Annotated in this window: 25 protein-coding genes and 1 tRNA gene; 7 read left to right on the forward strand and 19 right to left on the reverse strand. The window is 53.8% G+C overall.

Annotated features, from left to right (window positions below; translation table 11 throughout):
- Positions 1–27 precede the first annotated feature (27 nt).
- The 5 genes from KK078_RS03060 to KK078_RS03080 form a co-directional block, all read right to left on the reverse strand.
- Positions 28–1740, reverse strand: coding sequence for a DEAD/DEAH box helicase (locus KK078_RS03060; protein WP_254088770.1), 1713 nt, complete (start codon positions 1738–1740; stop codon positions 28–30).
- A 175-nt stretch (positions 1741–1915) separates the two neighbouring features.
- Positions 1916–1989: transfer RNA gene (locus KK078_RS03065), tRNA-Ala, on the reverse strand.
- 78 nt (positions 1990–2067) lie between these two features.
- Positions 2068–2802, reverse strand: a complete 735-nt coding sequence (locus KK078_RS03070) for a hypothetical protein (RefSeq protein ID WP_254088771.1) — start codon at positions 2800–2802, stop codon at positions 2068–2070.
- Between the two features lie 268 nt (positions 2803–3070).
- Positions 3071–3805, reverse strand: a complete 735-nt coding sequence (locus KK078_RS03075) for a LytR/AlgR family response regulator transcription factor (RefSeq protein WP_254088772.1) — start codon at positions 3803–3805, stop codon at positions 3071–3073.
- On the reverse strand, positions 3802–4845 hold the full coding sequence (locus KK078_RS03080) for a sensor histidine kinase (RefSeq protein ID WP_254088773.1): 1044 nt from the start codon (positions 4843–4845) through the stop codon (positions 3802–3804). The genes KK078_RS03075 and KK078_RS03080 overlap by 4 nt, the downstream gene beginning before the upstream one ends.
- A gap of 271 nt (positions 4846–5116) precedes the next feature.
- On the opposite strand from KK078_RS03080, the gene KK078_RS03085 reads away from it, so the two are divergent.
- Positions 5117–8047 (forward strand): TonB-dependent receptor domain-containing protein, encoded by a 2931-nt coding sequence (locus KK078_RS03085; RefSeq protein ID WP_254088774.1) that lies wholly within the window; start codon positions 5117–5119, stop codon positions 8045–8047.
- Positions 8048–8198: 151 nt separating this feature from the next.
- Here KK078_RS03085 and KK078_RS03090 read toward each other — a convergent pair whose 3' ends face one another.
- The 3 genes from KK078_RS03090 to KK078_RS03100 all read right to left on the reverse strand — a co-directional run bounded on the left by KK078_RS03090 (position 8199) and on the right by KK078_RS03100 (position 11768).
- Positions 8199–8939, reverse strand: coding sequence for a copper homeostasis protein CutC (locus KK078_RS03090; protein WP_254088775.1), 741 nt, complete (start codon positions 8937–8939; stop codon positions 8199–8201).
- A gap of 232 nt (positions 8940–9171) precedes the next feature.
- Entirely contained in the window at positions 9172–10134 is a 963-nt protein-coding gene (locus KK078_RS03095) for an isoaspartyl peptidase/L-asparaginase family protein (RefSeq protein ID WP_254088776.1), read from the reverse strand.
- A gap of 62 nt (positions 10135–10196) precedes the next feature.
- Complete coding sequence (locus KK078_RS03100; RefSeq protein WP_254088777.1) at positions 10197–11768, reverse strand: acyl-CoA carboxylase subunit beta; 1572 nt, start codon at positions 11766–11768, stop codon at positions 10197–10199.
- A gap of 90 nt (positions 11769–11858) precedes the next feature.
- On the opposite strand from KK078_RS03100, the gene KK078_RS03105 reads away from it, so the two are divergent.
- Entirely contained in the window at positions 11859–12800 is a 942-nt protein-coding gene (locus KK078_RS03105; protein ID WP_254088778.1) for a Ppx/GppA phosphatase family protein, read from the forward strand.
- Between the two features lie 15 nt (positions 12801–12815).
- Here KK078_RS03105 and KK078_RS03110 read toward each other — a convergent pair whose 3' ends face one another.
- The 9 genes from KK078_RS03110 to KK078_RS03150 all read right to left on the reverse strand — a co-directional run bounded on the left by KK078_RS03110 (position 12816) and on the right by KK078_RS03150 (position 19896).
- Entirely contained in the window at positions 12816–13187 is a 372-nt protein-coding gene (locus tag KK078_RS03110; RefSeq protein WP_254088779.1) for a hypothetical protein, read from the reverse strand.
- Positions 13187–13456 (reverse strand): hypothetical protein, encoded by a 270-nt coding sequence (locus KK078_RS03115; protein ID WP_254088780.1) that lies wholly within the window; start codon positions 13454–13456, stop codon positions 13187–13189. Before KK078_RS03115 ends, KK078_RS03110 begins: the two co-directional genes overlap by 1 nt.
- 62 nt (positions 13457–13518) lie before the next feature.
- Entirely contained in the window at positions 13519–14082 is a 564-nt protein-coding gene (locus KK078_RS03120) for a DedA family protein (protein ID WP_254088781.1), read from the reverse strand.
- Position 14083: 1 nt separating this feature from the next.
- The gene (locus KK078_RS03125) at positions 14084–15055 is read right to left on the reverse strand and encodes a succinylglutamate desuccinylase/aspartoacylase family protein (RefSeq protein WP_254088782.1); all 972 of its coding nucleotides are present in this window, start codon (positions 15053–15055) and stop codon (positions 14084–14086) included.
- A gap of 53 nt (positions 15056–15108) precedes the next feature.
- Positions 15109–16020 carry a 30S ribosomal protein S6--L-glutamate ligase gene (gene rimK / locus KK078_RS03130; RefSeq protein WP_254088783.1) on the reverse strand — a complete coding sequence of 304 codons (912 nt, stop codon included), beginning with the start codon at positions 16018–16020 and terminating at the stop codon, positions 15109–15111.
- A gap of 26 nt (positions 16021–16046) precedes the next feature.
- Positions 16047–16499, reverse strand: a complete 453-nt coding sequence (locus KK078_RS03135) for an ATP-dependent zinc protease family protein (RefSeq protein ID WP_254088784.1) — start codon at positions 16497–16499, stop codon at positions 16047–16049.
- 104 nt (positions 16500–16603) lie between these two features.
- Positions 16604–17107 carry a DUF2911 domain-containing protein gene (locus KK078_RS03140; RefSeq protein ID WP_254088785.1) on the reverse strand — a complete coding sequence of 168 codons (504 nt, stop codon included), beginning with the start codon at positions 17105–17107 and terminating at the stop codon, positions 16604–16606.
- A 201-nt stretch (positions 17108–17308) separates the two neighbouring features.
- Positions 17309–18640, reverse strand: coding sequence for a signal recognition particle protein (ffh, locus tag KK078_RS03145; RefSeq protein ID WP_254088786.1), 1332 nt, complete (start codon positions 18638–18640; stop codon positions 17309–17311).
- Positions 18641–18702: 62 nt separating this feature from the next.
- The gene (locus KK078_RS03150) at positions 18703–19896 is read right to left on the reverse strand and encodes a molybdopterin molybdotransferase MoeA (protein WP_254088787.1); all 1194 of its coding nucleotides are present in this window, start codon (positions 19894–19896) and stop codon (positions 18703–18705) included.
- Between the two features lie 39 nt (positions 19897–19935).
- Between KK078_RS03150 and moaC the strand changes: the two genes are divergently transcribed.
- Positions 19936–20412: a cyclic pyranopterin monophosphate synthase MoaC gene (moaC, locus tag KK078_RS03155; RefSeq protein WP_254088788.1), complete on the forward strand. Its 477-nt coding sequence runs from the start codon at positions 19936–19938 to the stop codon at positions 20410–20412.
- 594 nt (positions 20413–21006) lie between these two features.
- Here the strand turns inward: moaC and KK078_RS03160 are convergent.
- Complete coding sequence (locus KK078_RS03160; protein WP_254088789.1) at positions 21007–21417, reverse strand: molybdenum cofactor biosynthesis protein MoaE; 411 nt, start codon at positions 21415–21417, stop codon at positions 21007–21009.
- Between the two features lie 97 nt (positions 21418–21514).
- Here KK078_RS03160 and KK078_RS03165 point away from each other — a divergent pair, with 97 nt between their 5' ends.
- Both KK078_RS03165 and KK078_RS03170 read left to right on the forward strand, forming a co-directional pair.
- Positions 21515–21715 carry a hypothetical protein gene (locus KK078_RS03165; RefSeq protein WP_254088790.1) on the forward strand — a complete coding sequence of 67 codons (201 nt, stop codon included), beginning with the start codon at positions 21515–21517 and terminating at the stop codon, positions 21713–21715.
- Between the two features lie 77 nt (positions 21716–21792).
- On the forward strand, positions 21793–22401 hold the full coding sequence (locus tag KK078_RS03170; protein WP_254088791.1) for an AAA family ATPase: 609 nt from the start codon (positions 21793–21795) through the stop codon (positions 22399–22401).
- 20 nt (positions 22402–22421) lie between these two features.
- On the opposite strand, the gene KK078_RS03175 is transcribed toward KK078_RS03170, so the two are convergent.
- Positions 22422–22664, reverse strand: coding sequence for a MoaD/ThiS family protein (locus KK078_RS03175; protein WP_254088792.1), 243 nt, complete (start codon positions 22662–22664; stop codon positions 22422–22424).
- 114 nt (positions 22665–22778) lie between these two features.
- Between KK078_RS03175 and moaA the strand changes: the two genes are divergently transcribed.
- Together moaA and KK078_RS03185 are read left to right on the forward strand one after the other, a co-directional pair.
- Positions 22779–23771 (forward strand): GTP 3',8-cyclase MoaA, encoded by a 993-nt coding sequence (gene moaA / locus KK078_RS03180; protein ID WP_254088874.1) that lies wholly within the window; start codon positions 22779–22781, stop codon positions 23769–23771.
- Between the two features lie 8 nt (positions 23772–23779).
- On the forward strand, positions 23780–24535 hold the full coding sequence (locus tag KK078_RS03185; protein WP_254088793.1) for a sulfite exporter TauE/SafE family protein: 756 nt from the start codon (positions 23780–23782) through the stop codon (positions 24533–24535).
- The last annotated feature ends 11 nt before the right edge of the window (positions 24536–24546 follow it).

The following is a 24546-nucleotide window of genomic DNA, read 5'->3' on the forward strand; positions in this document are numbered from 1 at the left end:
TTTATGCAGGATCTATACAGCAGAAGGTTACCACCGCTTCTTTTGACCCGAACGGGGGGCTCCTTTTCCGTAGCCACCTTTTCCATAGCTGCCTCTGCCTTTCTTAAACGGCTTACCGCCGTCACCGCCGCCGGAGGATTCCTTACCGTCAGTCACCTCTACGCGCACGGGGCGGCCTTTATAGGTACCTCCGTTAAGCGCCTCGACCACGCGGTCGGCCTTATCTTTTTCCACCTCAAAGAACGAATATGCTCCCTTGAGATCGATCCGGCCAATGTCTTTTTTGCCCAGGCCGGCGTGCTCGTCTACGAGCTCGATGAGGCGAGCCACATCCAGGCCATCCATCTTGCCGAGGTTGATGAAGAGGCGCGCGCCTGTCATGTATTTCTCTTCGCCGCCCTCTCCTTTTTCGCTTTTAACGTTCAGGTCGGGTGCATTGCGGTAGTAGTCGAGGAAGCGGTTAAACTCGATGGAGGCAAACCGTTTGATGAGCTCTTGTTTGGTGAGGTCATTCAGTTGCTCTTCGATGGCCGGTAAGAATTCGGCGATCTCTTCGTCGTTCACCTTTACTTCGTGCACGCGGTTCATCAGCGCCAGCAGTTGCTTCTGGCAAACCTCTGCGCCGGTGGGGATCATCATGCGCTTAAACGGCGACTTCAGGATCTTTTCGATCTGCTTTACTTTGCCGAGCTCGCGTTTGGAGATCATCGCGATGGATACACCTTTTTTACCGGCGCGTGCGGTACGGCCGCTGCGGTGGGTGTAGAACTCCATCTCGTCGGGGATGTTGAGGTGGATGACGTGCGTGATATCGTCTACGTCGATGCCGCGGGCGGCGACGTCGGTCGCCACCAGGATCTGCAGCGTACGCTGACGGAATTTGATCATGACGCGGTCGCGCTGCTGCTGGGTCAGGTCGCCGTGCAGGGAGTCGGCGTTGTAGCCGTCTTTCATCAGACTCTCGGCGATCTTCTGTGTGTCGATGCGCGTGCGGCAGAAGATGAGGCCGAAGATCTCGGGTGTGTAGTCGAGGATGCGCTTGAGTGCCGCGTAGCGATCCTTTTCCTGTACGATAACGTATTGGTGCTCGATGTTGGCGTTGCCGGTGTTCTGCTCGCCTACGGTCAGCTCAAACGGGTCGGTCATGTAGTTTTTCATGATCGCCCGCACTTCGCGCGGCATGGTGGCGGAGAACAACCACGTCGATTTTTCATCGGGTGTAAACGACAGGATCTTGTCGAGGTCGTCTTTAAAGCCCATGTTGAGCATTTCGTCGGCTTCGTCGAGTACGACGTAGCGTATAGTGCTCAGGTTAATAGCTTTGCGGTCGATCAGGTCGATGAGGCGGCCCGGGGTCGCTACGATGATCTGTGCGCCTTTCTTCACTTTACGGATCTGCTCGCTGATGCTCGAGCCACCGTAAACGGCGACAATATTAAAACGCTTGAATTTTTCGGAGAAGTTTTCGAGGTCGTTGGCGATCTGCAAGCCGAGCTCGCGTGTGGGGGCGAGTACGAGGGCTTGTGTGTCGCGGCTGTTGTCGTCTACCAGGTCGAGCAGCGGCAGGCCGAAGGCGGCGGTTTTGCCGGTTCCCGTTTGGGCAAGCCCTACAAAATCGCGGTTTCCGCTGAGTAGGACGGGAATTGCTTGTTCCTGTATGGGAGTAGGTGTTTCGAAGCCGATTATTTGCACCGATTCTACCAGTCCCCTGGACAGGCCCAGGGATTCAAAAGATTTCATTTATTTTTCTACAGTAAGCAGCAAAGGTACGGCTATTAATTGACAATTCAGGGAAAAGCTGTTTTGTGCAGGTTGCGCTGGCAGTTGCCGAAATAAACGCGGGACGGAACGAGCCGGCACACGTATTTTATTGGGGGTATGGCAAAAAAAAAGAGGTCCTGGGACCTCTTTTCCGTGGAGAATATCGGAGTCGAACCGATGACCTCTTCCATGCCATGGAAGCGCTCTAGCCAGCTGAGCTAATCCCCCGAAACGACGCTTTCCGGAAAAAGCGAGCGCAAATATATTTTAATTTGGCTATCTGCCAAAATGCGCGGGCGTTTATGGTCAGGTTTTCTTTTGGGGTTTCTTCAGCCTACTTGTTTTGGCGGGGGCGGGACTGTCAAATTTGCCTGCCAATACGAACTTCATGGCTTTGCTGTTTGCCTCGCAGGGGCTATTGCGTTCGTATCCCTCCAGCTTTACGCAGAGCACGAACTGTACGGCGTCGGCCGGGGCGGCAAAGGTATGTTTCAACGCTGTCGGGGCGGGTTTGCGGAGCGAGCAGACGGGCAGTGTTTGAAAGTCGGTTGACACTATTTCTTTCCTGTCGTTGAAGTATAGCACCAAGAGGCTAAAGCAATAGCCATCGATGTAGCCAAATTTTTTAAAGTCAGGGTGCCGGGCCGGCAAGTTCAGCGTGTATGTTACTTTGCCGGCCTCGTGCCGGTATGTTGCCCGAAGGGTTGTCAACCTCTCCAGACGAAGGTCGTCGTGCAAGTCGAGGCCGACCAGCCTGCTGTGGTCATATATGCCCTCTTTCACCATTGCTTTGTATACTGTTACCAATCTTGACCACGATTGTCCATAATAGAAGTCCTGCCGGTACGGGTCGACTGCCTGCTTGATCTCACTTGCCATCCGGGCACCTTGCGTCAGTTGTTTGCCGGACTCTTTCATGGCATTGTTTACGGGGCCTGGCTTACGCTTTTTGCGCGTATGCTGGCCGTAGGCTTCGCTCTTGACAATTATTTCGTCGTCGGGGACATCCCGCGGATTGATCTTTTTCTTTGATTTCGCCATAACGTATCGTGACCGGCTTTAACGTTACGAGCAAGATAAATATACTCTTCAGAACGCCTGTTACCGTTTGTCGCTTTTAACGGCCTTCGGCAGTATTCGTGCGTTCCTTGTATTGCGGCCAGTCATTATACTATGTACGGTATAACTTTGCCATGGCTTATCCCTGGCTTCGGTATGGCTTTGGTATGGCTAAATATCGCTATAAGGTCTCTATAAGGTCACTGTAAGGTCGCTAAAAGGTCGCGATAAGGCGGGCAATATGGGATGATCACATCATCTGGTTCCGGTCCGTGAAGTCCTTAAACTGCTTTCGATACGAATCACTCACGGGTAATGTCACGGTGCCAATCTGCACTTCGCCTTTGTGAACGACGTCAATGGCATCGACGGCTACAATATACGAATGATGGATCCGTATAAACTTATCGGCCGGTAATTGTTCTTCCAATGTTTTTAAGCGCTGCAGGGTGACGATCTTTTGCTGGCGGGTGTGGATGGTGACGTAGTCTTTTAGTCCCTCTACGTACAGTATATCTGCCCAGCGTACTTTCACCAGCTTGGTACCGTCTTTTACAAATACAAAGGGTTGCTGCTCGGTGGGCTCGGCGCGCGGTGCTGGTGTCGGGGTTGTGGGCGGCGCGGGCGGGGTTGTGAGGCGCTGGCCGGCTTTTTCGACGGCGCGCAGGAAACGTTCAAATGTGATGGGCTTTAACAAATAATCCACCACATCGAGGTCGTAGCCTTCCAGGGCATACTCGGAGTACGCGGTGGTGAGCACTACCAGGGGGCGTTTCTGCAGGGTGCGCAGCAGGGAGATGCCGGTGATCTCGGGCATCTGGATGTCGAGGAAGAGCAGGTCGACGGGGTTGGCGCGGAGCACTTCGATCGCGGCCAGAGGGCTGGCGCATGCCTGGAGCAACTGCAGCGAGGGCACTTTGCCGACGTAGTCGGTCAGCAGGTTGCGTGCCAGGGGCTCGTCGTCGACGATCAGACAGGTGATCATGCCACATCAATTTTTAGTGTGAGCGCGTAGCGGTCGGCGGTTTGCTCGGTGGTGAGTGTATGGCGACCGGGGTAGCTTAATGCTAATCTACGTTGAACATTCTGCAATCCAATGCCTGACTTGCCCTGTTCGCCGGCGGTGACGGCGTGGTTGCTATTCTCTACCGTATAGATGCATTCTTTGCCGCTGACGCGGATGCTGACTTTGATCCAGGCGTCGGCAGGGTTTGCGCCGATGCCGTGTTTAAAGGCGTTCTCTAAAAACGTGATAAAGATGAGCGGCGTGATGCGTACATCCTGTACGTTTCCCTGTACTTCAAAGCCGATGGGAATCTGGCCGTTCAGGCGGAGGCGTTCCAGGCTGATGTAGTTTTCCATGTATTCGATCTCCTTCATCAGCGGCACGTCGGCATGGTTGGTTTCGTAGATCATGTAGCGCATCATCTGCGAAAGCTTGGCGATAACCTCGGTGGTGTTGGGTGACTGCGAATAGGCCAGGTAATACAGGTTGTTGAGCGTATTGAACAAAAAGTGGGGATTGATCTGCTCTTTGAGGAAGTTGAGCTCGGAGATGAGCTTTTCGTTTTCGATGGCCTTTTTGCGCGACTCGAATTCAAACCATTCCTGTACAAAGCGGAGCATGGCCACGAAGATGACGACGAAGAGACTCGTGGCCGCAACTTGCACCACAAACGTTGTACTGTACAAATAACCGGCTTTGTGTGTATAGCCATCGGCCAGGTAGCGCTGCAGGTGTACGCGTCCGAAGGTGAGGATGGCGAAGGGGACAAAAAATTCCAGTAAGTATTTCCAGGTATTCTTGTGTTTGAGAAACCGTGGCAGAACAATAAAATAGTTGAAGTAGGCGACGGTCATATTAAACGCCACGTGGAAGCCTGAAAGGGTAAAAACTTCCAACATCTCAACTTCGCGCTCGCGGTGGCGAAACGATGAGAACTGGTAAATGAAGAACGACAGGTAGGCGCACCAGAAGGAAAGGTGCAGCAGGAGAACACGGTTGCGTTGAAAGAAGGATTGCATGCTGCGGGTTAACGGAATAAATTTACGGCATCGTACGGCGCGGGCACGGTCTTTTTCACATTTTTCTACCGTTGGCGGAAATTCATCGACCGGTGCGCCGGGTTGTCCGTATTTTTGGGGAAAGTCGAATTTTTACCCGAAATGTCGAAGCAATCAGCCCATTGGTATAATACGTATCGGCAGCCGCTAACAAAAGATTTCCTTTGCCGTTGACCTATTGACAAACGGAATTCCCACATTCTTTTTTAACTATTTACCTGAGAGATTCAATATGAAAAAAGCACTTTTTTTCCTGGTGATCACTATGCTTTATGCCGGTGTATTTGCGCAGGGCCACGGTGGAGGCGGTGTAGCGGTTGGGGCCGGCAAACCTGTTGCCGGCAGCAAGATCACCGGTACTGTGCTGGACGCCGAAACCCAACAGCCGGTCGAATTCGCGACGGTCGCGCTGGCTGCTGCGGGCACTGAAAAACCGCTTGACGGGGCGGTCTGCGACGACAAAGGCAAGTTCACCATCAGCAAAGTAAACCCGGGCACGTATGACGTGATCGTTTCCTTTATCGGTTACGAAACGCAAACGGTCAAGCAGGTGACTGTGCCGGAAAAAAAGGACGAGGTCGACCTGGGTGTGATCAAGCTCAGCACCGGCACCAAGGTGCTGAAGGAAGTGGTCGTGGAAGGTCAAAAGGCGCTGATCGAAGAGCGCGTCGACCGCACGGTATATAATGCTGAAAACGACCAGACCGCCCGTGGCGGCGACGGTACGGATGTGTTGAAACGCGTGCCGATGCTGTCGGTTGACCTGGACGGTAACGTGAGCATGCGGGGCAGCTCGAATGTGCGGGTGCTGATCAACAACAAACCTTCTACCATTATGGCTTCCAGCGTGGGCGATGCGCTGAAACAAATTCCTGCCGACCAGATCAAATCGGTGGAAGTCATCACCTCTCCTTCTGCTAAATATGACGCGGAAGGTTCTGCCGGTATCATCAACATCATTACAAAAAAGAATACGCTGGAAGGTCTGACGCTGGGGGTTGACGCCGGCGTGGGCACGCGTGGCTCCAACCTGGGCCTGAACGGTAACTTCCGTCGCGGCAAGATGGGTTTTTCGCTAGGCGGCTGGGGTCGGGCAAACTATAATGTAAAAGGAAGTTTTGAAAGCGACCAGATCACCCGGTCCGACGAGGGCGCTGTTACCAACCTGCAACGCGCCGACACGCGCAACCGCGGGTTGTTCGGCAACTACAACCTGGGCTGGGACTATGACATCAACGACAAAAACTACATGACGGCGTCGGTACGTTTTGGCGCCCGGAACGGCAACAACTACCAGGACAACCTGTTCAGCCAGATCACCAACAGCCAGGGCGTTACCAGCAGCTTACGCGACGCTACGTCGGAAGACCATTCCAACTCGATCGACGCAAACGTAACGTTTACGCACTTATATGAAAAGCCTCAGCGCGAGCTGAGCATCATGGGGAGCTATGGCATCAACAATCGCACGAACTTCTTTGAAAACATTCTGCGCGAGCAGGATGGTGTCGCTACGCGGTCGGGCTTTAAGAACGACAACGACAGCTATAACGAGGAGATCACTTTCCAGGTAGACTATCAAACTCCGATCAGCACCAATCAAATGCTGGAGTTCGGTGGAAAGGATATCATGCGTAAAGTGTACAGCGACTATACCTACCTGATCGACACCGAAGGCGACGGCACCTACATCCCGTCGGCCAGCGCTTCGCTGTCCAACAACCTGAACTACGATCAGAACGTTGTGTCGGGGTATCTGTCTTACACCTACACGACGCCCAGCAATTATAGTTTCAAGGGCGGCGCCCGCTACGAGTATACCACGATCGACGCCTATACGCAGACCGAGGACAACATCGACATTCCCGCGTATGGCTCGCTGGTGCCCAGCATTAACGTATCGAAGAAATTTGCCAATGGCAAGACGGTCAAGGCGGCCTACAACCGCCGGATCCAGCGGCCGTCGATCCGGTTCCTGAACCCCAACATCCAGGCGTCAAACCCGTACGATATCACGGAGGGTAACCCGGCGCTGGACCCGGAGTATACCAACAACTACGAGTTATCGTATAGCACCTTTATCGGCGGTACGTCGCTTAACTTCTCGACCTTCTGGCGTAACACCAACAACGCTATCCAGGATGTACGCAACGTGATCGGTAATGATCCTTCCGACCCCGATACGGTTCGCACTACGTACCGCAACATCGGTCAGGAAGATGCCGTCGGTCTGAACTTCTTTGCGAACGTAAACATCGGCAAGCTGTCGTTGAACGGTGGCACGGACCTGTTCTATTCCATGTTGAAAAACCGGACCAACGACGCGCAGTCGAATGCTACCAACTCGGGTTGGGTGATGGGCTATCGCTTATTCGGGAGCTATAATCTTTCCAAAGGGTGGGGCTTCCAGTTCTTTGGTTTCTACCGCGGACGTCAGGTACAGCTGCAAGGCACCCAGGGTGGCTTCGGGATCTATAGCCTGGGTATGAAGAAGGAGTTCAACAACAAGAAGGGAAGCGTGGGCTTTGGTGCCGAGAACTTCTTTACGCCGGAGTTTAAGATTCGCAGCGAAGTGCATACACCTACGATCGACCGCAACAGCATGACCAGCATGCGCAACATGAGCTTCCGCGTCAACTTCAGCTACCGCATCGGCAAGATGAGCGTGGATGCGAGACCGAAACGCCGTCGTTCGATCAATAACGACGACCTGAAAGAAGGTGGTGGCGGCGACGGTGGCATGGGTGGTGGCGGCATGCAAGGTGGTGGCGGCGGCGGCCAGGGTGGCGCCCAGCGTGGTGGTGGCAACGTAAGCGCAGCTCCGGCTAAGCCGCTGGCGCCGGTCGATACGGCTGCGAAAGTAGATGCCACGGGTACGTGGAACTATACCGTTGAATCTCCGCAGGGGGGCGAGGGCACGCTGGTGATCAAGAAAGAGGGCGAGGTGTATAGCGGTACGATCAATAACAAACGATTCAATAAAGAGCTGCCGTTGTCTTCGGTGAAGGTGAATGGTAATGAGCTTTCGTTTGAATATGAAGTTTCGTTTGGGGGAAATACGATGATGGTGCTGGTGAAGGCGATCATTAACGGTGATGCTTTTAGCGGGAATATGGCTGTGGGGCAGTTTGGGACTTTTCCGATTCAGGGGAAGAAGAATTAAGCTGCTCGGCTTATCCAATAAAAAAGCGGTGTCGATCTATTCGGCACCGCTTTTTTATTGTTGGCATTTCGGAAGAGACGGCAGTTGCAAACTGCCGACAGTCGCGGCACAAGTTTCCGTCCCGAGACGGGACTCAAACTTGCGCCAGGTGCTATACTTTCTCCGCCAGTGTGCGGAGGTTGCGGACGATTTTGGGGTCGACGGTGCGGAGTTTGAATTCGGAGCCTTCTTCGGAGCCCATGCCGGCAATGGCTTCGTTGCGATATTCCATGGCGCTGCTGGTGTAAGCTACGGCAGCGGAATGGATCTCCTGTGCGCCGGATTTGCGTACGATGTCTTGTACGGTCTCTTCATTTACGCCGGAGCCGGGCATGATGGCTATGCGGCCTACTGCACGTTTTACCAGCTCACCGATGAGGTCCGCGCCCTGCCAGGCCTTGGGTTGCTGGCCCGATGTAAGGATCCGATCGAAGCCTGCTTCGATACAATCTTCGAGCGCCTGAAAAGGATCGCGGGTCATGTCGAATGCACGGTGACATGTTACCTTGAGCGGCCGTGCTTTTTCAATCAGCTCGCGGCAGCGTTTTTTGTCGATGGTGCCGTCGGGGTTCAGGATACCGAATACAACGCCATCGACACTGAGCTTCTGGCATTGGGAGATATCGCGCTTCATGGCGTGGTACTCGTAGCTGTTGTAGTGGAAGTCGCCGCCGCGCGGGCGGATCATGACAAACACGTCGATACTCACGTGCTGGCGTACTACTTCGATGGTTCCGTATGACGGCGTGGTTCCTCCATCGCCCGGGCTGTCGCACAGCTCAATGCGGTCGGCGCCGCCTTCCTGCGCCTTGAGGGCAGAATCAATATTGTATACTACGATCTCGATCTTCATATATGTCGTTTTGCTGGGGTGCGAAAATAGGGAAAAGCGGGCAGGCTGGACAAAAAAATAAGAGTCCCCGGTTACGGAGACTCTCTATAGAACTAGGTTTAGGTAAAACGAAATTTTGACTGGCGCTACTTTCGATGAGCCAGTGTTCGTTTGGTTTCTAACGAACTTTACCAAAGATATTTCTTTTACCGTTACCTTCAAACTCCCGCACCGGATTTTTAAGGCTCCTCGGTTAAAAGTGGCTCTGTCCGTCAAAAAGCTTATTGCCTTCCTGGGTGTGGACGGCGTAGGTGAAGCCTTTTTGCAAACAGTATGCGCCGTATTCGCCTTGCTTGTTCAAGGCGAGAAATCCTACCTGCACCTGTTTTGCCTTCTCGGGATTCTTTTTGAGAATGCGCTCTACGGCCAGGCGGCATGCATCCTGCGGCGAATTGCCTTGCCGCATAAGCTCTACCACCAGGTGACAGCCCACGATGCGGATCACCTCCTCGCCTACGCCCGTGGCGGTAGCAGCACCCACTTCGTTGTCGACGTACAAGCCCGCGCCGATGATGGGCGAGTCGCCCACGCGGCCGTGTAATTTATAGGCCATGCCACTGGTGGTGCAGGCGCCGGACAGGTTGCCGGCGGCGTCCAGGGCGATGATGCCGATGGTATCGTGGTTTTCGATGTTGACTACGGGCTTATATTCTGCTTTTTTCAACCATTCCTTCCACGCTTTTTCCGACTCTTTTGTCAGGAGCTTTTCTTTCTTGAAGCCATTGGCCAGGGCGAACTGCAGCGCGCCTTCACCGACCAGCATGACGTGTGGCGTCTTTTCCATGACCTTGCGCGCAACGGAAATGGGATGCACGATGTGTTCCAGGCCGGCGACAGAACCGCAGTTGCCGTGCTCGTCCATGATGCAGGCGTCGAGTGTTACGTGACCGTCGCGGTCGGGTAATCCACCCAGGCCGACGGAGGTTTCTTTGGGGTCAGCTTCGGGCACCCAGGCGCCGGCCTCTACGGCGTCGAGCGCGCGGCCTCCGGCGGAGAGGATCTTCCAGGCTTCCACGTTGGCGCCCAGGCCGAAGTTCCAGGTCGAGAGTACAATGGGCTTTGCGCCGGCGGTCGGTTGGGCCAGGGCGGTTTTTGCAAACGGCAGGGTGGCTGCCCCGAGGGCCGTCAGTTTAATGAATTTTCTACGTGAGGTCATAGACTCTTGTTTCAGTATAGGATTCGTATGTTCAAAACGACTGACGCCCTGCGGTTATAACCTTACAGCGGTATATTTCCGTGTTTCTTTTTCGGCCGGTTCACGACTTTGTTTTCGAGCATGGCAAATGCGCGGATCAGCTTCTCGCGGGTCTCTTCGGGGTAGATCACTTCGTCTATATACCCGCGGTGCGCTGCGCGGTAGGGATTTGCAAACTTCTGCGTGTACTCTGCCACCTTTTCATCGAGCTTTGCTGCGGGATCTTCTGCTTCGGCAATTTCTTTTTTGAAGATGATCTCTGCCGCGCCCTTGGCGCCCATGACGGCAATCTCGGCCGTGGGCCAGGCGTAGTTCAGATCGGCGCCGATATGTTTGGAGTTCATGACATCGTATGCGCCGCCGTATGCTTTGCGGGTAATGACCGTTACGCGGGGTACGGTGGCTTCGGAGAAGGCGTACAGCAGCTTGGCACCGTTGGTAATGATGGCGTTCCACTCCTGGTCGGTACCGGGCAGGAAGCCGGGCACGTCTTCAAATACCAGCAGCGGTATATTAAAGCAATCACAGAAGCGTACAAAGCGTGCTCCTTTTACACTGGAGTCGATGTCGAGCACACCCGCCAGCGATGCCGGTTGGTTGCCGACAATGCCGATGCTGCGGCCGGCGATGCGGGCAAAGCCCACGACGATATTTTCGGCAAAGTTCTTATGTACTTCGAAGAACGTGCCGTCGTCCACCACGCCGGCAATCACTTCGCGCATGTCGTAGGGCTGGTTGGGGTTGGCGGGTATGAGGTTGTTTAGCGCGGGGCGTTTTTCATTGCCGGGCGTATAGGGAAGGCGCGGCGCGTCGTCCTCGCAGTTCTGCGGAATATAGCTCAGCAGCGTTTTGATATAGGTGATACACTCTACCTCGTTTGCACAGGCGAAGTGGGTCACGCCGCTTTTGGAGCTGTGGGTGAAGGCTCCGCCCAGCTCTTCGGATGTAACGTTTTCGTGGGTCACGGTCTTTACGACGTTGGGACCGGTCACGAACATGAACGACGTCTTTTCGACCATGAGGATAAAGTCGGTAATGGCGGGGGAATACACGGCGCCGCCCGCGCAGGGGCCCATGATGGCGGAGATCTGCGGAATGACGCCGGAGGCCAGCGTGTTGCGGTAAAATATATCGGCATAGCCGCCGAGTGAAACGACGCCTTCCTGAATGCGCGCACCGCCGGAGTCGTTCAGGCCGATGACGGGGGCTCCGTTCTTCATGGCCAGCTCCATGATCTTAACGATCTTTTCGGCGTGGGTTTCGGAAAGCGAGCCGCCGAAGACGGTAAAGTCTTGCGAGAACACATAGATCAGGCGGCCGTTTACGGTGCCGTAACCGGTTACGACGCCGTCGCCGAGGTAATATTCTTTATCGAGGCCAAAGTCCTTGCTGCGGTGCATGACGAATTTCCCCAGTTCCTCAAAAGAGCCTTCGTCTACCAACAGGAGGATGCGTTCGCGTGCGCTGAGCTTTCCTTTGGCGTGTTGTTGCTCGATGCGTTTTTCGCCACCGCCGAGGAGGGCTTCCTGATTTTTGCGTTCGAGCTCGGCAAACTTTTGCTGGAGGGAGGGTTCTTCAATTAGTTGCTTTTGCATGTGCGTAGGTTAATTCCCTTAAAGATAGAAAAAGTAGTGTGTCCAAGCGTATAACCGGAAATTCGTATCTTCACGCGCTTCTAACCAGCCATGTACGCAAAAATTGCGATTATCGATATGGGAACGAACACGTTCCACCTGCTTATGGCGGGGGCGGACGACCGCGGCTACCATATTCTCTCGCGCGACCGGCTGGCCGTGAAGATCGGCATGGGCGGCATCAACGAGGGTTACATTACCGAAGCCGGCATTCACCGCGCCCTGCTCGCCATGCAAAGCTTCAAGAATATTATCGACGAAGCGGGTGTGCAAAAAGTGTATGCCTTTGGCACCAGCGCGTTGCGCAATGCCCGCAACAACCACGAGGTGGTGGCCCGTATCAAAGCGCTGACGGACCTGGACGTAGACATTATTTCCGGCGACCGCGAGGCGGAGTTTATTTACTATGGTGTGAAGTCGGCGCTGCACCTGGAGCGCGAGAAGTCGCTCATTGTTGATATCGGGGGCGGCAGCGTAGAATTTATCATCGGTGACAACGATACGATCTTCTGGAAGAAAAGCCTGGAGATCGGCGCGCAACGCCTGCTGGAGAAGTTTCATCAACACGACCCTATCACTCCTGCCGATATACAAGCGCTCGATGTTTATTTCGACACGATGCTGGCGCCGTTATTTGAAGCCCTGGAGGAATACCCTACCCGCGTGCTCGTCGGATCGTCGGGCACCTTTGACACGTTGAGCGATATTTTCTGCATCCGCCACGAGATCCATAAAACCGCGGAAGAGATTGAAACACCTTTGTCCCTGGAGGGCTTCTGGGAGATCTATGACGAGCTGATCCATAAAGACCGCGCGGCGCGTATGCAGATGCCCGGCATGATCGATATGCGGGTGGATATGATCGTGGTGGCTTGCTGCCTGATTCGCTATTTGCTGGAGCGTCATGACTTTAACCGCATTCGAGTTTCGACGTATTCGTTGAAGGAAGGGGTGCTGGCGTCGTTGATTCAGGAGATGAAACTGTTAGCGTAAGCTATTGCTATCAAACTAAGCTATCTTCTTGATAACATATGTATCAAACCATTGAGGCACTTCGCTTAGAATAGCTCCCAGATATCCATAAGCTATCTTCCCTGCCCGAATTATCAGTGTATTCTTCCGGATTATTAAATGGTTGGCCAATTCAGAAACGTCTTCCTTAAGACTAAATCCCGAGTTTATAATGGATTGCTTGAGTTCAGATGTCGTTATTGTAATCCCATAAGGGTCAAAACTCATTTGTCCCTTTTCCCGAAGCGTCTGCTCGATCACATCGGCGTTGATCAGATTTCCTATATTATATCTCTCAGAAACTAATTTCTCAATACTAGATTTCCCAGATCCGTTCGGGCCTGCAAAAAGGCGTAGTCTTTTTGTCACTACATTTTGATGATTCGTTTTACTACTCGTACTTCGTCAGGAAGCCGAGCTAAACGTTCTTTACGGCCATCGGGGTATATTTTATACACAAACCCTCGTTCTGCTATCGCTACGGGAATATTGTTGTCAGTGGCCTTTTTAATTGCCCATTGACCTGTTTTTGTTGCAAATGTCGCTACATTCTTTTCGCGGATAGCACTGGCAGGCACCTTTCCTTTGTTTTTCCTGGTCTTCCCCCTCATTCTCGCTTTTTTATTTGCCACTTCCATACAACAATCTTTATTATCTCCACTAATTTAACATTATTTCACCAATCTGTCAATGCCAGCTCCTACGGCGTGTGCATCTCGCGCATGGCGAGACGCTTTACCGTGTAGCCCACCAGCAGTCCAAAGGCTGCGAAACCCAGCACGATAAAAAGTATATTCTCTTCAAATGCCTCGGTAGTAAGATTTAAAAAACGGCCCACGAGGTAGCCCACGGTACTCACCGTTGTAGCCCATAATAAGCCGCTCAGGACGCTATATAGCAGGAACTGCGCGGGACGAACGTGGCTCATGCCGATGACGACGGGGATCAACACGCGGAAGCCGTAGAGGAAACGATATGTCAATAAGATCTGGAACTTATGCCGGGCAAAGAATCTCTGTACGGGGGCAAAACGCTCCTGGAGCTTGGGGCGGTGGGCGATGAAGTATTTGCCGTTCAATCTTCCGATCATATAGTATACCCAGTCGCTGATGAAGGAACCGGCAAAACCGAAGAACATGGTATAGGGACCGGCGAAGAGACCTTTGTGAATGAGCGACGAGGCGACGAGTATAGCGGTCTCGCCTTCAAAGAAGGTGCCGATGGTCAGGGCCAGGTATCCGTATTTGTCTAAGAACTCCTCCACGTCAGTCGTCTCCTATGCTCTCCAGCTTACAGAATGTATCGGTGCCGATGTGCATCAACGCATCGCCGGCGTTGATGACGGGTATATTGTTCAGGCCAATGACGTAGCCGGTCTCGATGGCCAGGATCTTTTCCTGGAACTCGCCAAACGGGTCGGTCACGGTTCCTACCCAGTCGCCCTTTTGTACCTGTTGTCCGCAGATGACGTTGGGTTGAAAGAGGCCCGGCGTTTTCGCGCGGATCCATCCGGTGCTCCAGATGACTTTGTTCTCTACTTCGGGGTTCGGCGCCTCGTCGATCATGTTGAGGTGCTTCATCAACCGCAGCGTGCCGGCAATGCCTTCTTTGATGGCATGCTGATCAAACCGCAGCGACTCGCCGCCTTCGTATACAATAATGTTCTTGCCTTTGCGCGAGGCTTCCTTGCGCAGCGAGTTGGGCCGGAACGGTGCGTCGATCGTAAAGGGCGCGCTGAACGCCTGGGCCAGCTCGAAGTTGATCTTGTCTTTCAGCTCGGCGCGTACCTGCGGGTAGTTGGCGCGCATGGCGCCACCGGTATGGAAATCGATACCGTAGTCGATGATCGGCACGACTTCGCGCATCATGTGATAGGCCACGCGGCTGGCCAGGGAACCGTTGCGGCTGCCGGGGAACGACCGGTTTATATCCTTTCCGTCGGGCACTTCGCGCGAGTAGTTCAGGAAGCCGTACATGTTGATGATGGGGATACACACCACGGTGCCACGTTTGGGCTGATGTAAACCGCTTTCCAGCATCCGGCGGACAATCTCCATACCGTTTATCTCGTCACCGTGCATACCGGCCATCAGCGCCAGCACGGGCCCTTCTTCGAGGGCGCGCGATACATAGATGGGCGTGTTGATGACGGTGTGCGACGGAAGCCGGGCGATGTTGATGTTGATGGTCTTTGATTCGCCCGCCGGAATGGTATGGTCTGCTATTGTGATGTCCATCGACCGTAAGATAGCAAATATTAGCGACTCACCCCCCGTTATGGGGCACACGGTCAGGCGTTCACGCGATCTTTCTGGATCTTCTTCTTGAGTGCATTCTTCTCCAGGTAATGAAAGATCTTACCGGCGATGTCTACTTTGGTAGCACCTTCGATGCCTTCCAGTCCGGGTGAAGAGTTCACTTCGATGATGAGCGGCCCCCGGTCGGAGGGCAACAGGTCTACACCGGCTACGCCCAGTCCCATCTTTTTGGCGGCCTTGAGCGCCGCCGATTTCTCGGCGCGTGTGAGCTTTACCACGGTGGCTACACCGCCGCGGTGGAGGTTGGAGCGAAACTCGTCTTTGCGTGTTGCCTGGCGGCGCATGGCCCCTACCACTTCGCCGTCTACGACGAACGCGCGGATATCGATGCCGCGGGCTTCTTTGATGAATTCCTGTACGATGATGCGGGCATGCAAGCCATGGAACGCTTCGATGACCGATTGCGCTGCCTTTTCATTTTCGGCCAGTACAACGCCCAGGCCCTGCGTACCTTCCAGCAGCTTGATCACCACGGGCGCACCGCCCACGGCTTCCAGGATGCCTTCTGTGTCGCGCGAGTAGTCCATGAAGATGGTCTTGGGCAAATCGAGCCCCGCCCGCGAAAGAATCTGCAGGCTGCGCAGTTTATCGCGCGAGCGGATGAGCGCCTGTGACTCCACGGCGGTGAATACTTTCATCATTTCGAAGTGTCGTACAACGGCTGCGCCATAGAATGTCACGGAGGCGCCGATGCGGGGAATGATCGCGTCAAAATAATCGAGGCGGCGCCCCTGGTATAACACCACCGGTTTTTTCTTTTCGATGAACAGCACGCATTTCATGTGGTCGATGATCTCGACTTTGTGCCCGCGTGCTTCCCCGGCCTGTTTGAGGCGTATGGTGGAATACAACTTCGGGTTGCGCGACAATATGGCAATATTCATAGGGGGAATCGGTCTAAAAAAGGAAACTAGTCGTTTTTCTTCTGCTTCAGGGCACGTTGCAATCGCCGCTTTTCACGGTACGAAACATTCTTTTGTTTAACGTCTATCAGAAAGCGGTCGCGCAGGATCTTTCTTCCTATCAAGATCGGAAATTTAAGCGAACCCCGATTGCTCAGGGAGAACTCGGTTGTTATTTCTTCGTTAAAAATTTTAAGCGTTGTAACAATCACAAAACGTCGTTCCAGGTCGCCAAAAGAATTTTTGATGTCACGTTCCTCGAAGTCGGCCATTGAAAATTTCATGCCCGTAAATTCGGGGTGTTCTTCGTCGAGGAGAATAAATTCCAGTCGTCCGTCTACCACGCGTGCCTGGTGACAATGCAGGCAACTGGTATACGCACCGGTGTCGATCTTCGCATGAATGTTGGTCAGTCCTAACAGGGGTAGGTCGACGCGATCATAGCGGCCCAGAATCTTCATGTATAATTGTACTGGCTTAAATATAGCGGGGTTGCCGGATAAAAAAAAAGCCCGGAGCGTGTGCTCCGGGCCGTGAATTTGTCTGGTTGTCGGAAGGGCCGGTGTTAGCCTTTCACTTTTACGGGAACAGCTGTGTTTTCCCACTTCAATACGATCTCGTCCTTGCCTGTGCTGATGTTGAAGGTCTCTACAAAGGCCGGTGTTTTGGTCGGCTTTACTTTTACGCGCAACAGGTCGTCTTTTTCGTTATACTTATACGCTCCCCATTGCTTGGTTTCCTTGTTCAGGATAACGGTCCATTCGTTTTCACCGGGGATGGTGAACAATGCATACTTGCCGGCGGGTACGTCCTTGCCTTCGAATTTTACAGGCTTGTCAAACTCCACGGTAGTTGCCTCGTTCGCACCGGTTCTCCAAACTTCACCATACGGAACAAGACCACCCATAATCTTGCGGTTGCGGGCAGAGGGTTGGCAGTATGTAATTTTTACGGTGGCGGCACCTACCTTACCAGAAGTTTCTGCCTTGGGGCTGGCAGGCTTGTCCTGCGCGCACGCAAGGGACACGACGGAAAGGAAAGTGATCATTAAAAATGCTGCTCGTTTCATAAAGCTGTAGTTTTTGGTGGGTAAAGGGTTTAAAACTCGGTTTCAAATATGTAAAAATGCCCCCGCTAAGCGGAGGCATTTTCTTAACTATTATAGAAATATTACCTGTAAACTATTTTAGAGAACGCGATGTGCGCGTAAAAGTTTCCCTAAGCGGTTAATTTAATATGTTAATTTATGTTAAATCTCCGCGGTCAATGTCTACCGTCCGAATGGATTCAGGGCTGAAAGCGCCCGTTTGCCACCGCCCATTTTGTTCATGGTCTTCATCATTTTGCGCATGTCGCTGAACTGCTTCAGCAACTGGTTGACCTGCTGCACCGATGTGCCGCTGCCCACGGCGATGCGGTTCTTGCGGCTGGCGTTGATGATGTCGGGGTTCTCGCGCTCGCTCAACGTCATGGAGCGGATGATGGCTTCGATGGGTTTAAAGGAATTATCGTCGATGTCGATGTCTTTAATGGCTTTGCCCATGCCCGGGATCATTCCCAGCAGGTCCTTCATATTACCCATTTTCTTAACCTGCTCGAGCTGCGACAGGAAGTCGTTAAAATCGAACTGGTTCTTGCGGATCTTTTTGTTGAGGCGGGCGGCTTCTTCCTGGTCAAAGGCTTGCTGCGCTTTTTCCACGAGGGTCACCACGTCACCCATGCCGAGGATCCGGCTGGCCATACGATCGGGATAGAAGCGGTCGATCGCATCCATCTTTTCACCGGTGCTGATGAACTTGATGGGTTTATCTACCACGCGGCGGATGGACAGGGCGGCTCCCCCGCGGGTATCGCCGTCCAGCTTGGTCAATACCACGCCGTTGAAGTTCAGGCGGTCATTGAAGGCCTTGGCGGTATTTACCGCATCCTGACCCGTCATGGAGTCGACGACGAACAGGGTCTCGGCGGGGTTGAGGGCTTCCTTCAACCGCGCGATCTCATCCATCATCTGCTCGTCTACGGCCAAACGGCCGGCGGTATCGACAATGACTATGCGGTGGTTGTTCTTTTTGGCGTGCTCGATGGCCGCCTTCGCAATTTTCACTGCGTCTTTGTTTTCAGGCTCGGCATACACCTCCACCCCTACCTGCTCGCCCAGCACTTTCAGCTGGTCGATCGCGGCGGGACGATAGATGTCGCAGGCGGTCAGCATGACCGAGCGGCCCTGGCGCTTCAGGTAGCTGGCCAGCTTGCCGGAGAATGTGGTCTTACCCGAACCTTGCAGACCGGCGATCAGGATGATGGCGGGCGAGCCGTCGACCTTGATGTCTTCGCTCTGGCCGCCCATGAGGCCGGTCAGCTCGTCGTTCGTGATCTTCACCAGCAACTGCCCGGGCGACAGCGAGGTCAGCACGTCCTGGCCCATGGCCTTTTCCTTGATCTCGTCTGTTACTTCCTTGGCTACTTTATAGTTAACGTCGGCATCGATCAGGGCCTTGCGGATCTCCTTCACGGTGGCTGCTACGTTGATTTCAGTGATCTGGCCCTGCCCTTTCAGGGTCTGAAAGGCTTTATCGAGTTTGAAACTTAAATTATCAAACATGGAGGTATCGTTTTACAATTAAATCGGGGGGCTAAGGTAAGCAAAATGTTGGGGAGTCCGCATCAGGCGCGAAAAGGCCAATACGGAAATACTTCTCCTGCCTCAAACCGGGTCTGTTCGAGCGGCAGCTCCAGGAAGCCCGTCACGTTCTTGAGGTTGGCAAAGTCGCCCGAGCCGCCACCGGCGTCGGGGTAGGCCATCAGCCGCCCCTGCTCGTTGCGCACGCTCACTTGCAAAAAGTGCGTCAGCCTGGGCGGGAACGAAAACGGCTCTGCCAGCACGGCATAGGCCGGTGCCTCCTGCACTCCGAGGCTTTGCAACAGCCAGGGTCTGACATACCGCTGAAAACACAGAAAGGTCGACACGGGGTTGCCCGGCAACGCAAAGACCGTTTTGCCGCTGGCCGACGCCCCGAACCAGAACGGTTTGCCCGGCCGCTGGCTTACCTGGTGAACATGTTTCACGACGCCCAGCGACCCGAGCACCTCGGGTACAAAGTCGAACTTGCCCTTCGACACGCCACCCGACAAGATCATGACATCGTTCGCCTCCACCATGTCGCGAAGCTTCGTCTGCAACACATCTTTATTGTCGGGCAAATGCGAAAGCGATGCATGTACCCCGAGTGATTCGAGCGCCGCCACCAGCGCATGGCCGTTCGAGCGCCGTACCTGGTGCGGCAGCGGCGTTTCCACTACGTCCACCAGCTCGTCGCCGGTAGAGACCACCGCCGCGCGCGGCGGCGCAAAGACGTTTACAAAAGGCTTTCCCACCGAGGCTAGTACAGCCACTTCTGCGGGTGACAGGACGAGGCCGGGTTCGAGCAAGCACGAATTCTGGCGGGCATCGCTGCCCTGGTAGTGAATGTTCTGTCCGCGTTCCACCGTCGGGGCGTTGATGGTCGCCGTGCCATCCTGAATTGTTATGTCTTCGTAGCGCACCACGGTATCGGTACCGCCGGGCAGCACGGCGCCGGTCATTACTTCCACGGCGTGTGTGGCATTCTGAAGCGCCTGGGGGGGCATGCCGGCAGCCTGCAGGCCGGTTACGGCAAAGGTACGCCGGCCTTCGTACCACGCCTGATAGGTTATGGCAATGCCGTCCATGGTGGCGCGGTCAAATGGCGGCAGGTCGCGGTCGGCCGTGATCTTTTCGGCCAGCACGCGGCCGTTGGCCTGCGCCAGGGGAATGCTTTCGACGCGCGGTGTATACAGTGCCTGCAAAATGCGGGCGGTGGCTTCCTGAACAGTTACCATAGCAATTATCGTTACCTTTGTTTTCGATCCGAAAGTTACATGCCTAAAAAACAATTTACACATATCGATGATGCGGGCAACCCGCAGATGGTTGACGTCAGCGCCAAAGCGGTGACCCGCCGCACCGCCCGTGCCCAGGCCGTGATCACGGTGGGCAGCGCCATTCTCAAACAGATCAGGAACAACGAGCTGATCACCAAGAAGGGGCCGGTGTTCCAGACGGCCATCCTCGCCGGCGTCATGGGCGCCAAGAAGACCTCCGAGCTCATACCTTTCTGTCACCCGCTGGGCCTGGAGGACTGCCAGGTAAAGATCACCACCGCCAGGAACAAGATCGTGATCACGACAGAAGCCACCGTTACCGCCAAGACCGGTGTCGAAATGGAAGCGCTCACCGCGGCGTCGGTAGCGGCGCTTACCGTATACGATATGTGCAAGGCGCTGTCACACGACATGGTCATCGGCGAAGTACAACTGCTCGAAAAAACGGGTGGGAAGAAGGACTTCCGCCGCTGATGCAGAAGTGTCGGTCTTTGCAGGAGAAAACCAGCAAGTCTTTTCGGTGATTTTATAGTAAAAAATGCTCGCCTCCCGGGTGACCTTACGTCTCCTTTCCGGAATGTATGCCGCGACCGTACAACGCCCCTCAAAATTCAGGTCTGCAAAATGCCGCGCCGGAAAACGAAAAAAACATCGTTCGGAAATACTTTTTATCGCATTCGCTAAACAACTATAAATCAGCCACTGATCCACTACGGGATACGTTGCAGCGCTGGGGTATGGCTACCATTGATCGAAACAAGCTATCGGCGTCGCGCACATTTTCAGCAACCCGGGTGCAACATTTCAGAAGGCCGTGATCATGAAAAGAAATATTTATGGGGAATTATTACGCGCCTGGCCGGGATAACTTTTTACCAAACTTTTATCGCGATGCGTACAGTACCTTGGGGCTATAATTTTACTGTGTCATGAAACCGCTTATCAAGCTTAGCATCAATCCGATTCATCGCGACCTGGCCATTGTGCTGCTGGCGAGTTTGCTCGTCGCCGTACTGATGGTATCGATGGCCATTATGATCTTCGGGTAATACCGGGGTAACCTGCCGGTCAGGGATGTGCCGAGATCCACTCTTCGCCGTCTTCCAGCACTTCCTTTTTCCAGATAGGAACGGTCTCTTTCAGGGTATCGATTATATACTCACAGGCAGCAAACGAGTCGGCCCGATGCGGTGTCGACACGGCCACCACGACAGCCGCTTCGCCCGGCTGCAACACGCCCACCCGGTGGCTGATGGCCCATCCTTGTAACGGCCATTTCGCTGCCGCGGCCTCCACGATCTTTTTTATTTCGGCGATCGCCATGGGTTCATATGCTTCGTACTCCAGGCGCAGTACGGCCTTGCCTTTGGCGTTGTCGCGTACGGTGCCCACAAAGACGTTTACCGCGCCGGCTTTTAAACGGGTGGCGGTTTGTATGGCTTGCTGTACATCCAGGGACGTTTCAGAAAGGGTGATCATGTTTCAAAAATGCAAAAAGGTTATGAGAGGGAAATGGGGTGTTGGAATTTTAAGTATCTTTGGTTTGTTAAGGTCATAGAGTAAAAACAAACGTTATATGGAAGCTAATCCGCCGATTGATCCGAACTTTGAACCAAAGGAAGCCGAAATTGATCCCACGAAACTGGAAGGTATCGAGTTGTTCCTTTATCAAACGAGGGAGGCAAATAAGATTGCATCCAAGCTCAGGCATAAGCCAGTAGATCATATAGTTCTACCTACCCCAGAGGAGTGCGAACCTTATCTTTCACCACTCTGAGCAGGGCCATTTTCCTTAAAATTTTACACCTTTCCAGTAATCCTTGAAATCGTTGTTCCAATTTAATCTTACTACCGTTGGCTACTCTTTCGATTATTGCCGGTCCCAATGGGGCTGGAAAATCTACTTATAGCAAAAATCTCCTTGCCGAACTTGGAATTGACGCCTTTGACTTTGACAAAGAGTTCGATCAACGATGGCGTGTCTTCTCGTATGACCCAATCGTAAAACAAGGCATTCGAGACGCTACGCAAGAGTTTTTTATCACGCAAAGAGAAACGGCCCTTTTTACACGGTCCAACTTCGCTTTTGAAACAAATTATCATGCCGAAGCCATTATAGCTACCATTGAAGCTTTTAAGGAGCACGGTTTTAAGACTAAGCTACATTATATCTTTTTGGAAAATATCGACCTCTCCATTCAAAGGGTAAAGCAACGAGTTCTTGAGGGCGGACTGGGCGTAGATAATAACACTATTCGGAAGCGATTTGTAAACGGTTTGCGTTTGTTAAACACAACCTTTCAGTTATTTGATACAGTTTCATTACGCTGCTCTTCCGAAGGTATTCTGAGAAATATCGCTGACATCCAACCGAAAACAAAAAGAGCTATTTTATTTAACGAGATACCCGCAGCGCTCACCCCATTCATTCCAGACCTTTATCAATTTATACATCAGAAATAATCACTGCCCGGATAATATTCTTACCCCCCGCTTACCGGCGGTATCAACGCGATCTCATCCCGCTCCTCGAGCAACACGCCATCCCCGGCGTATTCGCTGTTCACCGCGATCATCAATGACCGCAGTCCGGCCAGCGCGGGATACCGGCTTACCAGGGCCGTGCGAAGGGCAGCCACCGTGTTGCCCGGTAGCTCGATCTCGCACTGCCGTCCGCCCAGGATGTCTTTGGCGATGCCAAACGCCAGTACGGTGTATTTTTTCATATTAGTGTTCTTTTTTATGCTGTTGGACCGTTTCAGATCGTTTTCCAGCCGGATCCCTACTGGAACCGATCGTATCCACAAATTTGTTCGTAATTTGAGCTTTTCTTTTGACATCTGACACTGTACGACAACCATAACAGGCCCCTGACCTACGTACGGCTGGCTGTAACCGACCGGTGCAACCTGCGCTGCTTTTATTGCATGCCGGCAGAGGGAATTCAGTACCTGCCCAAGCGGGAGCTGCTAACGTTTGAGGAGATCAAACGGACCATCGCCCTGCTGGCACGCCTCGGCATCAGCAAGGTGCGCCTGACCGGCGGCGAACCTTTCGTGCGCATGGACCTGATGCGCCTCATCCGCAACCTGGTGGAGATCCCGGGGGTCAACGACCTGCACATCACCACCAACGGGGTGCTGACCGCGCCCCACGTAGCCGAGCTTAAACGCCTCGGTATTGCTTCCGTAAATCTCAGCCTGGATACACTCGATGCGGAGCGGTTTAAGCTCATCACCCGGCGCGCCGAGTTCGGCCCCGTGATGCGCACGCTCGAGCTGCTGCTGAAGCACGACATTCCGACGAAGATCAATGCGGTGGTCATGGAGGGAAAGAACATTGACGACATTCTCCCGCTCGTTCAGCTGACGCAGCAACACGCCGTAGATGTGCGTTTTATTGAAGAGATGCCCTTTAACGGCGAAGGCAGCCACTACCCTACGCTGCACTGGAACTACGCGCGCATCCTGTCATACCTGAAAGAACACCATCCCGGCCTGTACAAGATACCTGACCCCGCCAACGCCACGGCTACGGAATACGCCGTTCCAGGCTATAAAGGTACGGTGGGCATCATCGCGGCGTTCAGTCGTACCTTCTGCGGCACCTGCAACCGCATACGCATTACGGCGCAGGGCACGCTGAAGACCTGCCTGTACGACGAGGGCGTACTCGACATCCGGCAGCTGTTACGGTCGGGCGCGAGCGACGACGTTATTACCGAAAAACTTTTACAGGCCTTTCGCCAGCGCCCCAAAGACGGCTTCGAGGCCGAGGCGTCGCGCAGCAACCACCTGCCCGCGCACGAATCTATGTCAACCATCGGTGGATAGACCGCACCATGGACAGCAACATCCTCGTTCTCACGACTGCTTTTTTTCTCATTGCCCTCATCTATGCCTCCGTCGGCTTTGGCGGTGGCTCCAGTTACCTGGCGCTGCTGGCACAACCGCTTTTTATGCTGACGCCGGAGGTTATACGCCCCACGGCCTTGCTTTGTAATGTCATTGTCGTGACGGGTGGTGCGCTGATCTTTTATCGCGAGAAGCAAATTGTCTGGAAGGAGGTCTGGCCGTTCCTGGTGGCCAGCATCCCCCTGGCCTATCTCGGCGGCGTGTGGAAGTTGAAAGACGACACGTTCTTTATCATCCTGGGCGTCACGCTGTTCATTGCTTCGGTATTATTGTGGATCCAGCCGGAAGAAATACCGACGGACAAACGGAAGCATAACACTACCCCCTCGAATATTCTACTGGGTGGAGGCATCGGCTTTCTTTCGGGGCTGGTCAGTATCGGTGGCGGGATTTTCCTCTCTCCCATTCTCCATTTACTACGGTGGGGCGATGTGCGGCGCATTTCGGCGCTGGCCAGTTTGTTTATCCTCGTCAACTCGGTCAGCGGCCTGGCCGGCCAGTTCTCCCAGGGTGTGCCCGACATCCAGCTGCGCTTTCTCGTTCCTTTGCTGTTGGCCGTGGGCGTGGGCGGGCAGATCGGCTCGCGGCTTGGGGCACAGCGATTCAATCCGATCTATATCAAACGGATCACGGCCGTGCTCATTTTACTCGCCAGCATCAACATCCTGCGCGATCATCTGTAACGCCGCCGGTG

This window comes from Dawidia soli (assembly GCF_018598185.1).
GTDB classification, from domain to species: domain Bacteria; phylum Bacteroidota; class Bacteroidia; order Cytophagales; family Cyclobacteriaceae; genus Ohtaekwangia; species Ohtaekwangia soli.